The following is a 13,610-nucleotide window of genomic DNA, read 5'->3' as shown; positions in this document are numbered from 1 at the left end:
TGCTCCCGTCGCCTAATAGTATCCCGCCACATGCTAGCGATCCGACGCTTTCTCGACAGCAATCGCGACGGACGCGGAGTCCATTCCTGCGCTAAGTTCCACAGCCTTGCGCAGAAGTCCGTTGGCCACGAACGAACAACCTCCTACAGAGTATCAACAAATTTAAGCAGACCTGTGCTCTGCTCCCGTCCAGAGAACTGACGGGCTGACGCAGTTGTTGAGGGGCGGCAGCACCGGTAGAGGAAGGTCAGTTGTATCGGCCGGGGCGGCCGTTTGGACGAGTCTGCACGCTCTTCATGTCGTGTTCCGAGCGATAGGGTGATAGGCGTCTCGTGGTGTCGACATCCTAGGCTCCAGAAAATGACGGATGGAGTGGCGCGGCTGCGGTGTCGAAGGCGCAAAAGATGATCTCTCACGTGAGAAGGCGAAGGGCAACCTACCAGGGTTGGTGAGTTGATGACGGTGCAGGACCGATTGATTTGAAATCAAGCAATGGTACACAAGTTAAATTCCGGTGAGCCCGCATCGAGCGTCTATATGTGAGCTGGCATGGAAGCTGAATCGTGCCGAACAAGGCTATGTCGGCTCTTTCAGCCTAAGCAAAGCCAATTTACCCGATCCGCCGCAGATCATGTCGAACGACAGCACGTTGTTACCGATTTCCGAAATTTTGCATGCGTACTGGCGGTCTGATCGGTGGTTGCTTCTCGTCGTTGTCGCAGTGGCGCTGATCTCCAGCGCGAGCAGCGTCGCAGCGCCCCTTGTATTTTCGTGTCTCATTGACCGTCTCCCGCGCGAGGGAGACATGTCGGTGCTTGCGTGGGGGTTCGCTGGCTATGCGGTCCTGCTCGGCGTGGCCTCCGCATTGCAGCGCATGCTCCAGTATCTCTCCTTTATGACAGCCGAGAACCTGGGCTTCATCGCTGCAACAGGCTTCTTCGATCGCATCCTGAGGAAAACCGCGGCTTTTTTTCTTGAGCACAATCCAGTGGAGATACAGAGTGCGGCCGCTCGCGGTCGTAGCGCGCTGACGGCCCTGGTCCAGCTTGGGACCGTCGTCTTCATCCCTGCTGCAACACAGCTTCTACTTACGCTCGCTACTCTCGGCACGCGCCTCAACATCCACATCGCTGCAATCGTTGTTGTCTATGGGGCAGTCGCGATTGCATTGACGTGGAGTTCCACGCGTCGGGCGTACGTGTTCCTAAATCGGGCCAGCGAAGCCGGACAGGAGAATGCACGTTTCGTCGGCAACCTCATGAACGCCGTCGACACCTTGCGCTATTTCGGCAGTCATAACTGGATGAGCCAGCGCTTTACGATGAAGGCGCGGGAGGTGCGTGATAACTGGCGAGCCTATGTGTTCCAACGCGTTGCCTACATAGCCGTGCTCGGCCCAGCCGTCGCGCTACAATTTGCGGTCACGCTTTTCATTCTTATACCTGAATACCGGGTTGGCGCGGTCAGCATGGGGAATATGGTGCTATTCAACACGCTTCTACTCCAGCTCAATATGCCATTCGAGATGGTTGCGCGAGCGATCTCTGACGTGGCGCGGTCGCGCGTCGACCTCATCCCTCTAGCGAGACTATGGGCCGCACCAGAAGAGCGGCCAACATTTCACGCTCAAGATTTTACGCCCTCCGCTGGCCAGCTATCTTTCGAGGGCGTTGGTTATGCCTACGACAACGGTCGTGGCATTACGAACGTCTCGTTTATGGCTGGGCGCGGCGGGATCACTTTCCTTGTCGGTGAATCCGGATCGGGAAAGTCGACAATTTTTAAGCTCGTCTTGAAATCGATTGAACCAGACTGCGGTCGTATTCTGGTAGATGGAATCGATATAGCGGGCGTCGATCGCGCGGATTGGTATGCCGCAGTTGCTGCCGTGCCGCAGGACGTGATGTTGCTCAATGAGTCGCTGGCCGACAACATCCTACTAGGACGGCCCCGCAACGAGGTGCGCCTTCGCGCTGCCGCGGAAAAAGCCGCTATTCTCCCCTTTATCGAGACTTTGCCGGCAGGATTTGACACAGCCGTTGGAGAACGCGGTTTGAAGCTTTCCGGCGGGGAGCGCCAGCGTATTGCTATTGCCCGCGCGCTTTATGGCGAGCCGGCGATCCTTCTTCTCGACGAGGCCAGCTCCGCGCTCGATGAACAAACCGAGCGGGACATTATGGACCATATCCGCACTCTAGCGAAAGATGTGACCGTGTTGGCGATCACTCATCGCAGAGGCGTCGTTTCTACGACCGACGTCGTGGTCGACCTGACCGACTGCGGCTTGTCAGTGACATAGGAGAAGTAATGAACAGCCCGGCGCGTTGACTGTCTGCACTTGAGTTGCATTCCTGCACGAGATGCTTTCGCAGTTCAAGGAGCTACCCAGGCCGTAGAGACGATCCTCGGCGTCTATGACGGAGTTGGGCTGCCGCTGCTCCGGTGGATGTGAAATATCCTAGGGCGCCGATTACCAACATTCGATCCCGGGCGGCAGGGACAGGCGTGCGATTGGCGATCGGCCCACTTGCTGTCGGAACAGGCTCCCTCCTTCTTCTTGAATTCAGGCGGCCCTAGACCGGAGTTCTGCAAATATACGCCGAAATCGATGAGTTCGTCGACAAGGCAGACATCGACAAGCTGGCGAAGCGAACCGCTCGCAAGATCAGCAATCGGCAGGCTCGGAACGCCGCAGCCGAATTGAAAAGAAACAGCTGCGCCGAGAGGCCGATCGTCTGCGGGAGGAGTCGGCCAGGTAAAGGATCGCGAACGGCACGTGAAGGCGAGCGCGAAACCGCAGGCGGCGCTGCGCGAGCGCGAGGACACAGAAAAGGTTGGGGGCCATCCAGGAAGATCGTGCTCTGAGGGCTCACGGTCCGAGGACGAGCGTTGGGAAAAGCAGCGCCAGCGGCTGCAGACCGCTCTGCGCGCCCGGGAATAGGCGCTCGTGACCAATTGACCGTTGCGCTTCCTCGCGCCAGAATTCAGCTCCCCCGTCCTGAAACCGTCTAGCCTCCAACGCCCTTGTTGACCTCGGGGCTGCCTAAGGGATCTCGCGGCTTGTGTCGCCGGCCGGCGGAGCGTGCGCGTAGCCATCTTCCTCCAACGAGGATTTGGATATGAGGCGCAGTTCGTCCATGAAGGGTGTCCGAAGACGTCAGATCGACATTCTCGCAATCGCCTTCGTTGGAAGAGCGCAGTGCAAGAGTGGGCGGGTGCTGTGGTCACTGGTTCGATTGCTCCTTTTTCGGCGCATATGCTGCAAGCGGGCTTCAGTCCCGTCCGATGAAAACAATCGTCGATCTTGGCTTCCATTTACCTGGCGTTGCGTCTGACGCGGTACTTACTGATGTCGCAGGCCGGCGGAGCGTCATAAATGCAGTCTGCTAGCCGCCATCGATCATCCGGCCAGGTCAAGTGGTGCGGCTTGTACCTGGCCGGCCACTACGGATCTCCCGATCGGGTCGCTGGCTTCAAGAGGATCGTGGTGTGTACGATTGCGCGCCGCCCGTGCAGTCAAGTGGGCGTCGCAAGCCTTGGTTTTGCCCGCTGTGAAGGGCCCTACGGTCTCGGTACCTAGCTTAGATACTTGCGCCACTCAACTTTCTTCTTCATTGGTCGGTCGCCCCGGGGGTTGAATGGAAAGGTCATGGTCCTCTGGGGGAGATTTCTCCGTCGCCGCGCTTTCTTGGGCCGCTGTAGGCGCTCGTGGATCTTGGCGGTGGCTGGATCCGGACGCAACTATGTTTTCATGGCGTCCTTACAGAGCGTCGGCGCCGCGGCGACGTACATTCTCGGCGGCCCGCGCGAGGCAGCGCGCGAGATCATCCGGAAGGGACCGTGATCACATTGTCCGGCGCTATGGCGGGCTTTTACTTGTGCGCCGCGCTCTAAATTTGAGTGGGGCCGTCTCCGGCATCATGAGCATGGCAAACAGCCCAGCCGCGCCAGCGACAAGCATGTACCAGGCGGGCGCGAGCGCGCTCCCGCTAAGGTGGATCAGCCAGGTGACGACTGGTTGAGCTGTGCCGCCGAAAATCGCTATCGCAAAAGCGTAGATCGTCGCGAAGGCGCGACCACGAATGTTCTTGGGCAAACCTTCGGCCATGCTCACATAGAAGGCGCTATACGGAATCGTTCCGATCAGGGTGAGTGCGCCGAGACCTCCGAGAAGTGCGAGGGCACTGCGGCTCTCTGCAATCCACAAGAATACCGGATAAGTCATCAGCAATGCAGTGACCTGCGGCCATATCATGATGTGCAGACGGCCTGCGCGGTCGGCGAGCCAGCCGCCCAGCAGTGCGGCAGCAATTCCTATCGTATTGCTGACGAGCGCAGTACCAAAGGCGAGAGGCGCGGAAACGTGCAGGGTGTTCAGCGCATAGGTGGTCATATACCCCGTGACATAAGTAATGATCGTGCAACTGGCCAAGATGACAAATCCCAAGCTCATGATGCGGCGAGCGGCAGGCGATCTTCCTACAGGTTGGATGACCAGAGCCGGCGCCTTGGGGCGGTGCAACGTTTCGGGCAGAGTGCTCCGCAACCAAAGTCCGAACGGTAACGTAGCGGCGCCGAGCAACAGCGCGATCCGCCATCCGTACGCATTGAGTGCCTCGCTCGTCATGGTGAGGGAGAGTATTTCTCCAACGAGCGCTCCGGCCGTCGCAGCGATCTGTTGGCTGGCGGGTTGGAATGAGACAGCAAGACCGCGCCCTTCGGTCGGGGCCACTTCCATCAAATACGCGGTCGTCGGACCAACCTCACCGCCCAGCGCGAAGCCCTGCACTAAACGTGCAAAAATAACCAGCAGCGGAGCGGCAATTCCGATTGTCTCGTACGAGGGCGTAATAGCCAACAACAGGATCGCGACGCTCATCATGGCAAAGCTGGCGGTCATCGCGGGCCGGCGGCCGGCCCGATCCGAATACGAGCCGAGCACGATGGCCCCAATCGGTCTGGTCACAAAGCCCGCGCCGAAGGTTGAGAGCGACAGCATGAGGCTGGCGAACGGGTCGCTTGCCGGGAAGAACGCTTGGCCGATCTGGATCGCGAAGAAGCCATAGGTCCCGAAGTCGTAGAATTCGAGAATATTGCCGATCGTTGCACCCAACACGGCGCGGCTGGTCAAGCGTTGGTCTGCGGCATCGAGGACCGAGTCCGGCTTCTCCTGAGTAAATTGCGTGGCCATCCTCGATCCGTGTGATGCGCGATCGCTGGCCTGAACATTTCGACCAGTCAGGCCGCGCACGTTGCGCTCCACTTGCCGCACACGCTTGATGATCTGGCACGGCCAGTGCGCCAGTCCACATGTAGACTGAAGCGTTGTCAGGACGAAGCTCATGATAACATGTGCAATAAAAATGCCTGCCTCTTGCGGCCCCATTGAACAACTTGAACTGATCGCGGCCCTTGCCAGCAAAGACAAATAAGAGAACCCGCTGCAGTTGTCGGCGGGCCCAGACATTGCGCTGCCGTGCAGCGGCGGGTTTGCGACAAAATTGGCGGGCGCCGAACAGGTGGCGCCTGCTCTGATCTTGCGATCGCAGCCGTCGAAGCAATCGGCGACGACTGCGCACCAAAGGTGCGATCGGACAAGCTCGAGCTGCTTCAACCGTCGGATCTCGGTCGGCGGCAATCCCTGGTACTTCCTTTTCCCGTTGAAATAGGTCGCCTAGCTGACTGCGGCTCTGCGGCAGATCTCCGCAACCGCAACCGTTTGAGAATGAACGCCTTCTTGGAAAACTTTGAGGCCTTCATCATCTGTCGCTCCTCCCAGCCGAGAGGATTCGGCGGCGAAAACTTTAGCCAAAAAATGTCCAGTTTGCCGGCCTCAGATCACTTGAATCGCACGCAGCGTCAAGTTGTATCTCAGATAGGTGGGGACGGTCCCCGACCACGCGAAGGCTCTCCAACGACCGACAAGGATTCCGAATGTCTCAACTCTCGCGAAAAGCAGAGCGGTTTGGACAGTCTCAACGTTCTTCATTAGCAATGGTGGCGGTGTTGTTCACCCGATGCGAGCCCCTTCCGCCTTCGAATGAACCTGGAGCACCAACACGACGCCAATGCGCGAGTGGAGGCTTCCGAGCCGCCGATGCTGATCGCTCGTTACGAACGCGGCTGCTCCTTCAAACGCGGTGATGAGCATCGCCTTAAGGCGGGGTGGCTTTCAATCTCACAACCTGTGAAATCCCTCCCCTGACCTCGCCGCCAGCGTGCCAAGCGATGCTCTTGTCGATCGAGGGAGCTGGAGCTCTGCACCGATTAGACAACTCCAACAAACCGCTAACATTTGATGAACGAAATGGGAGCCATCCCAAGCAATGCGGGATCGGACAGCCGAGTTAGTCCGCACATTGCCGAGCCATTTGGAATATCTTCAGCATCTTCGGCGAGCGAGGAACTGAACTGGACTCCCAATTTTCGACCAGCGGATCAGGTGGGCGGATGCCGTTCGATTTTTTTTATAACGAGCGGACCATGACGAGAAACGGCGGAACTCAATCTCTCCTTCGAGCCCGGCTCGTTGGTCATGACCAAGGAGGACCGCGAGTGCGGACGCAACACCGTGAACAGCGAAGCGAACATGTTGGCGCCGACGTTGGCAATAGTGGCTGGGACGCTTCTTCTTGCGCGAGTTGCACAATAGCAGAAATGCCGCTCGATCATCGCCTCTACCCGTTCCGACCGCCTATGCCGCTTTGGACATACCCAGGTCGTGCTCGGCGGCAGAGCTTCGTGGCCCTGGCGGAAGGCCTGCCATGGCGGCCTATCCCAGTAGCCATTTCGCCACGCAACGGACCGCGCATGGCTTCCGGGCGGCATGAGCTATGCCAAGAGGTGAGGCCCCCGTGGCCGCGCCTCAGTCAGGACGGTTGAACGGGCGAGTAATCATGGCTTTTGAGACTGAGCATCCGGTATTCCAGGCCTTGCGCGAGCGCCTACTGCTGGGCCATTGGCTGCCCGGCACTGCCTTGAAGCCTGCCGACATTGCCGATGAGCTTCGCGTCGGCATTTCGCCCGTACGAGAGGCTTTGATACGGCTGACTGAGCGCGATGTGGTGCAAAATGTCGACCACAAGGGGTTCAACGCCAGGCCGATCGACCCACACCAAGCCATCCTGTTCTGCAATATGCTCTCGCAAATGTATGTCGATAGCATCAGCGATTTCACCAAGGCGAAGCTGATTGACCAAGTGGCGGCAAGCTTCTGCGGTGAGATTAAGCCCATTTACGCAAGTAATGAGGATCCCGCCAAACTCTTCTTGAAAGTAGGCGAGTGCTATCGGCGCGCGTTGCTGGTCAAACAGCATCGCCACATTGCGGATCACGTCGCGGACGTTGTTTATGTCTATCTTTCACGCGCAATGGGAACGCGTACGTACTACAGCGATTTGCTTGTTGAAAGCCAAAGTATTAGTGCGTTGATGGTCGAAGGGCAGCACAAAGCCGCAGCCCGCGCCATCCAGGACTTTTTCAGACGCCGGGTCACGGAAGTTATGCGAGCACATGCGAGGCTCTCGCGGATGCCGACCACGACAAATCTAGCACGTAGTCATGTGGGCTGATCACGCCCCGGCGATGCGTGATTGCTATGATCGTCGTCTCCGACGCGAGTTGCCGAAGTTCGTCGAAGATTCCGCGCTCGGTCTGCTCGTCCAGTGCGGAACTGGCCTCGTCGAGGAGCAACAGCCGGGGCCTTGCGATGAGTGCACGGGCGATCGCAAGGCGCTGCCTCTCGCCGCCGCTTAGCAATTGACCCCGCTCTCCGACACGGTAGTCCAAACCGTCCCGCAAGAAAGTGACCTTATCAGCCAGATGGACGCATTCTAGCGCTTGGAACACGTCCGCATCGGAAAACGGGCGGCCCAGCAGAACGTTTTCGCGGATACTCAGATTCATCATTATGGGCTCTTGGGGCACGTAACCTACGTGCGCCAAGTAATCTTCCTGATCGATCGTGACCAGGTCCAGGGAGCCAATGCGTACCAGGCCGCTGTAGCCTTGATGCATTTTTAGCAAGAGTTGCATAAGCGTCGATTTGCCAGCGCCCGACCGTCCGATGATGAAGTTGATGACACCGGGCTTGAACTCGCCCGTTATCCCAGAGAGAAGCGGCGAGGCGGCTCGCTCATAACCAAACGAAAGCGCGCTGATGGAAATGGTGAGTGAGCCGGATGTCGGCATAGTGCGCCTGAGCATAGAGGGTCGCACCGCTGGGGCATGTGCATCAAGCAGGGCCTGCAGCGGCCCGGCCATGCCACGCGCAACGATGATGTCCCGAATTGACATGCCGATAAGCTCGAACGGCCGGTTCAGTTGAACCAGGATCATGCTCACCGCGACGAGCCCACCTATCTCGCCTGACCGGTCATAGAGCCACAGCGAGAGACCCAAGATCGAGGCATACTGAACGAACAAGAGAGTGGCTTGCAAAGCGCCGTAGCGCAACCGGACGCCATAGAACGTGAGCCACGCTCGGCGCGTGGCGGCGGTCTGGCGATCATACAACTCAGCTATCCAGGGTTGAGCGCGGAACATCCTAATCGAAACGATGTTTTCGATTGCATTTCCAAAAAGGTTCGAGCACTCGTTGGTTGAGGCTTGCGCCTGAGCCTGATACACCTTTGTAACCCTATTGCTCTTCCACGCTATCAGGACGAGGACGGCGCCGTAGAGTATGACGAACAGCGCCACAAACCAATTCGCTGCTCCACCGACGGCAAGGAACGAGAACGCAACATCGGCGACCCCGCCCATCAGCACCATCAAATAGAGCTGGATGTAGATCTTATTGGACTGGTGCCAACTCTCTACCATTGCCGAAATCTTGCTCGGATTGTTTTGAGCAAACAGCGATCCCTCGGCGCTCACCAGAGCGGCCATGATCATCTTGCTGGAGAGATTACGAATATCCTGTTCCAGCCTGTTTGACAGAACCACCTTGACGTCCTGCAAGCATCGAGCAAGCGCCGCCGTAACGGCAAACAGCAACAACAAACTGAGCGTATAGCGCGGCGCCGCGCTGGACAGCCGGGCGATGGCCCGTGAGAACAAGAGCGGCCCGGCGACCGTGCAGCCGGACGCTGCAATGGTCGTGAGCAGGAAGCCCGCGACAAGAAGGCGGGAAGATTGCAGGCTCGTCTTGATGATGTCCCATTGGAGCGGGGGCAAGAGCGGCTTACCCGAGTTCATGAAGGTCCATCCAATCGGCAACAGCGCAGACACGAACGAGTGCCAACGCTGAGTCGTAAGACAAATTGTCGATAGCAGAACGGAGGAGATCGCGGGAGATCAAGCCGTGCCGATACAATGAACTACGCTCGACGCGTGACGCCAAGGCACCATATTCGTACCGCATCAGCATGTCGCGCCCGGCACCTTTACCAACCCGATAATAGATCACGTCGGGCAAGTCTTCCCGGAAGGCCTCGCGCTCAAGCGCACGATCAATTCCATTTGAGTGATGATGTCGGCGAGCCGCGATGACACCTGCTTTGATGAGCGGCCAGAATACAAACGCCTTTCGCTCCTCTACCGCAATGTCTCGTAGTGCGATGCGATTGAGCTCCGCATTACGCATGCCGAAGAACTGAAACAGTCGCGACGTCGGCAGGTGGCGTAGGGACCTGGCGCCAGGTACGAGCTCTGTACTGATATCCGGCCGCACTGATGCGACAGGCGACTGCGGAAACCGAAGATCACCGAACATATGCCGGCGTAAGTCCCGGCTGCTCTGACCGGTGATCACGTCGCGAAGAACACGCCAGACAGACGCACGAGCCTGGATCGCAAGGCCGGCGAGCTCGTGCAATGCCTCTCGTGGCGATCGGGATTCGGCAAGCAGCTCTCTGGCCATCGTCAAGCGGCTCATTCTAAGAAATAGTTGATCGCCTCCATCTCCAGTGAGCACAAGGCGCGATCCTGCAGCCTGCGCAGCTTCGTGAAGTTGAGCCGTTGTGGCGATCGTGGCCGCCAGCTTACAAGGTCGCGGCGTTGGAGCCAGCAAGTCTGACGATAGGCCGGTCGTCGACGAGCGAGCATTCGCTTCGACATAGATTGGCGCGCCGCCCACCTGCTCGGCTAGCGCGGCAAAAAAGAAGCGTTCGTCACCATTGACGTCCGTCTCTGAGTAGCTGTTCAGGAGGGAGAGGGGCCTATCTCGATGGAGGTCGGCCGCAGCCAACGCCACTACCGACGAATCAAGGCCCCCGGAACATTCAATGCTGAAAGCACCGTCATAGCGGCGCGTTTTGTGAGCAACGCTCGCCGAGATCAATTGGCGAAAGCTGGCCACGTCGTCCTCGAAAGAGACCACCGACGCGTTGAGCCTGGCCACGGCGCTCGCCAGAAAATCGACTTGCCGAAAAGTGCCACTTGAGACGATGAGCGCCGCGCCACTCAGTAGCTCGAAAATCCCACACAACCCCGTTTCCGGGGTCAACCAGGACGCGTTGCATATCAGGCCGGTCAAATAGCCAAAGTTGAAGGCGCGGCGTTGCGCCAAGGCGGCATCTGGCAGCTTCAGTCCTGCCCAGCACTCAATCAAATCATGTCTGACCTGGTAGAAGATGGGGATTTCCGAGAAAGCGGGGCGTACGATCGCGATGCCACTTGGCGCGCGAACAATGAAAGCCGCATCGCCAGCGTACCGCTCCTGCAGCAGAGCCACAATCTCCGGCAGAGACGTGCCTTTGAAGTGTGTTGGTTCCAATTGAGTCGGCATGCCGGTCTCGGCGTCAACAATATCGTTGAGCACCGTAATTTCCACCTGGCCGTTTACAACGATGGTGGCAAGCTCCTGGGCTGAATCCAAGAGCGCGTCTGCATTGAGTCTCATTTCTCGAATCTCAAGATGACGCTGTAGTCCTCCACAGCACGCTTCGCGTCGTTCAAAATGAGGTCGCCAGATTGCAGCCAGGCGTGGGCTGTGAAGGGTGGCTGCTTCACACCCACGAGGAGCTCGAGCGATGCGATGTAGGGATAGAAAAAAAGATAGCCCCCCACGGAATCCTCAAGACAGCGCGGGCGGCGGAACCGAAGATTGCGCAGATGTTGGAATACGCTGGCGTAGTAATGGATTGTTTCGACTCCCACGGACGCCGGTGCCGTACCGCGACGCGAGGCACGTATGAAGTCGAGTTGACGAATGATGGTCTGGCTGCGAATGAAGCGAGCAGCGTGAGCCGCACGCGCATAGTGCCACACCAGATGGAGAGGTGGCAGAAAGGCTGGCGGTGAACTCAGGCAATCGCGCAACTTTGCCGTCGTCTCGGTTAGCCGTTCACGTTCCTCCGGACAAGCTACAGATGTGGTAGTCATGCTGTAACGATTGGATTGCAGGTCGAGGCTGATCCAACGCCCGTTAGACCACGCATGTAATATGTCGCTCACAGCAGCGATCCCTTGCCCACTGCGCCCTCAAACTGATGGGATGGGCCGAAGCCCATCCCATCAAGACGGTCCGCGTCAATCGGAGTCATCCATGTAATAATAATCGCCCGTGGTGTGTTCCGCGCGCCACGAGCCCCCAAAGCCTTTTGTGAGCTCGGTAGCGTCCCCGAGGTCCTGCACCGTGTCCTTGATAAGGGTGTCATTGATAGCGGTTGTATTCATCCACTTTCTCCAGAGTGACCGGCATATCGCCAGCTCGCGGAAGCTAGCATCGTGATGTAAAATAGGGCTTTTATTTTCTGAGTATGATGTCGATCGATTCGAAAAATAGTTTGACGTTGCGGAGGATGCGGGATTGGGCGACGAGGCAATTAGGTGGCGCGTTTGCGGCCGGCGGCCGAAGGACGATGAGTCAATCACCTATCATCATGCGTATCTTCCAGGGTTGGTTCGAGAGGAAGGTTTCGTCGCCAGTTTTCATCAACAGTCGCGTCTTTACAAATTCCAACAGGCGTTAACCGCAGGTCTCCCCATCCTCAGGCTCAATCCAGGTTGAAGTTCGCTCGGGCCCCACAACAATGACCAGAACGTGAAGCGTAGCAGCTGTTCGCAACAGATGGGGTATTCGGTCCCGATCGCCTGGCCTATTTGCCGAGTAGCCCCTTTTGCCTGGCGATCATGAACCCTTTCCATCCGAGGGGGACAGCCATGATCTACGTCGGCCTGGATGTTTCCCTAAACTCCTTGCGATATGCGAGGTACGACGGGACCGGAAAGCTTGTTCTGCGCCATCGATTGTGGGGTACCTTGAGCCTTGGATCAGTCAAGTTGAGCGTGTGGCCCTGGAGGCAGGACCGACTTCAGAATGGCTGACGCGAATGGTACGACGCCGACTGGTGCCGCCGGCTCCGCAACCTCAAAGCCCATCTCCGCCAAACCGAGCGCAGCGACAAATACGTCGATCACGCGAACCGGGTTGCTCTCGCCAATCAAGTCATCGAGGCGTTCGGGCAGCAGTGTCCGCTGCCCACGATCTGCCTCTTCATAAAGAGCCTGATCAATTCCCCTAAAATAACAAGGGACTCGTAACAGCAGCTGAGTGTTTTCACTGCCAGGACCCGTTGCGGACATTAGCCGGTAAAGCGAGTCAGTACCTTAGGTTGGCACAACAGATGTAGCGAACTCCGCGCAGGGAGCTACTAACGTCATCAAAGCGCGTTCGCGACCGTGCGCCACCGCACCGTCCGCGCCAAGGGATGTCTATCGAACAAAAGGGATGTCTATCGAACAAGACTGTGCTCACGTCGTCTCGATGGCCACAACCAATTGCCGAAACTCTCCCGGGTGTAAATTCGCCGACGGAATCACAGTCGTCAGACCGCAAACTCAATCCGCCGCCGCCTGGCGCCTTCCGGCACCAAGATTCGGCGCTAGCTCTTTAACCCACGACAAGTCGCACCTTGGATCGAAAGACAAGTAATCGCAAGTCAGTTCTTCACCCGGTTGTACGTCACGGGCTGTGAAAATTCGGCAATGATCGTCTTGATATGTGTTTGGCTGACTGCTGTGATTCATGAAGCGGGCGTTGTCAGCATTGTACTCTAGAACACCATCATCAACGTCGAGGTCTCTTGGATAGGCATGCTTGTCAAGTAAAGCTTGAAATGTTGGAGGTAAAGCGTCGTACTGTTCAGGTGTCACGGCAATGTCAACGATCGGATTATGAATCCAAATTAATGTACCTTTAGATAGAAGTGTAGCGGAGAAAAGTCCGATACCGCCAAACTGGTCTGGCTTCAAAATGGTTTCAACAATTAACACTGAGATATCTCCAAAACGACTAACACCCAGCAAGCTAACTGACCTGAGTCCTGCAATCTCCTGCAAGAATTGGTAGGGGTCGTTTAATCGCGACTCCGCCACATTTCGATTTTTCTTCGATCTCTGCATTCATTTCGGCGCTGCTGCTGTCGGACAGGATCTCAGCGAACTGGATCGGCTTTGCGGCTATCTCATAGAATCCGGGCAGCCGGATATCGGGCGGGAATAGGAAGGAGTCCAATGGCCCCAGCCGCATACAGCGCCGCAGGCCGTGCCACTTCCGCCAAAAGAGCCCGGTGCGATGAAGGTTGCGCTTGATGGGACTAAGATTCTCGACTCAGCGCAGTCGGCCTGAGAGATGCGCCTCCTCAAGAGGCTGCAAGCGAACACGC

General features: G+C 57.6%; 8 protein-coding genes and 1 pseudogene. 3 read left to right on the top strand and 6 right to left on the bottom strand.

Going from position 1 to position 13,610, the window contains the following annotated elements:
• The first annotated feature begins 631 nt into the window (after positions 1 to 631).
• A complete protein-coding gene (locus P6U29_RS35500; protein WP_407119515.1) occupies positions 632 to 2,299 on the top strand; it encodes an ABC transporter ATP-binding protein in 1,668 nt (555 codons plus the stop codon).
• A gap of 1,560 nt (positions 2,300 to 3,859) precedes the next feature.
• On the opposite strand, the gene P6U29_RS35495 is transcribed toward P6U29_RS35500, so the two are convergent.
• Positions 3,860 to 5,191 carry an MFS transporter gene (locus P6U29_RS35495; RefSeq protein ID WP_407119514.1) on the bottom strand — a complete coding sequence of 444 codons (1,332 nt, stop codon included), beginning with the start codon at positions 5,189 to 5,191 and terminating at the stop codon, positions 3,860 to 3,862.
• A gap of 1,705 nt (positions 5,192 to 6,896) precedes the next feature.
• Between P6U29_RS35495 and P6U29_RS35490 the strand changes: the two genes are divergently transcribed.
• Positions 6,897 to 7,571 carry a GntR family transcriptional regulator gene (locus tag P6U29_RS35490; protein WP_407114819.1) on the top strand — a complete coding sequence of 225 codons (675 nt, stop codon included), beginning with the start codon at positions 6,897 to 6,899 and terminating at the stop codon, positions 7,569 to 7,571.
• On the opposite strand, the gene P6U29_RS35485 is transcribed toward P6U29_RS35490, so the two are convergent.
• The 4 genes from P6U29_RS35485 to P6U29_RS35470 all read right to left on the bottom strand — a co-directional run bounded on the left by P6U29_RS35485 (position 7,501) and on the right by P6U29_RS35470 (position 11,619).
• Positions 7,501 to 9,198 (bottom strand): ABC transporter ATP-binding protein, encoded by a 1,698-nt coding sequence (locus P6U29_RS35485; RefSeq protein ID WP_407114818.1) that lies wholly within the window; start codon positions 9,196 to 9,198, stop codon positions 7,501 to 7,503. The two genes, P6U29_RS35490 and P6U29_RS35485, sit on opposite strands and share 71 nt — an antisense overlap.
• The gene (locus P6U29_RS35480) at positions 9,185 to 10,843 is read right to left on the bottom strand and encodes an asparagine synthase-related protein (protein WP_407114817.1); all 1,659 of its coding nucleotides are present in this window, start codon (positions 10,841 to 10,843) and stop codon (positions 9,185 to 9,187) included. The genes P6U29_RS35485 and P6U29_RS35480 overlap by 14 nt, the downstream gene beginning before the upstream one ends.
• A complete protein-coding gene (locus P6U29_RS35475; RefSeq protein ID WP_407114816.1) occupies positions 10,840 to 11,397 on the bottom strand; it encodes a lasso peptide biosynthesis B2 protein in 558 nt (185 codons plus the stop codon). Before P6U29_RS35475 ends, P6U29_RS35480 begins: the two co-directional genes overlap by 4 nt.
• 75 nt (positions 11,398 to 11,472) lie before the next feature.
• A complete protein-coding gene (locus tag P6U29_RS35470; protein WP_249757627.1) occupies positions 11,473 to 11,619 on the bottom strand; it encodes a hypothetical protein in 147 nt (48 codons plus the stop codon).
• A 987-nt stretch (positions 11,620 to 12,606) separates the two neighbouring features.
• Here P6U29_RS35470 and P6U29_RS35465 point away from each other — a divergent pair.
• Positions 12,607 to 12,772 (top strand): annotated as a pseudogene (locus tag P6U29_RS35465) (IS256 family transposase); the annotation flags it as partial.
• 11 nt (positions 12,773 to 12,783) lie between these two features.
• Here the strand turns inward: P6U29_RS35465 and P6U29_RS35460 are convergent.
• Entirely contained in the window at positions 12,784 to 13,347 is a 564-nt protein-coding gene (locus tag P6U29_RS35460) for an SET domain-containing protein (protein WP_407114815.1), read from the bottom strand.
• Positions 13,348 to 13,610 lie beyond the last annotated feature (263 nt).

It is taken from the genome of Bradyrhizobium sp. LMG 9283 (assembly GCF_045571415.1).
Classification (GTDB): Bacteria; Pseudomonadota; Alphaproteobacteria; order Rhizobiales; family Xanthobacteraceae; genus Bradyrhizobium.
The sequence above is the reverse complement of the archived record's forward strand: the minus strand, read 5'-3'. Positions and strand labels throughout refer to the sequence as shown.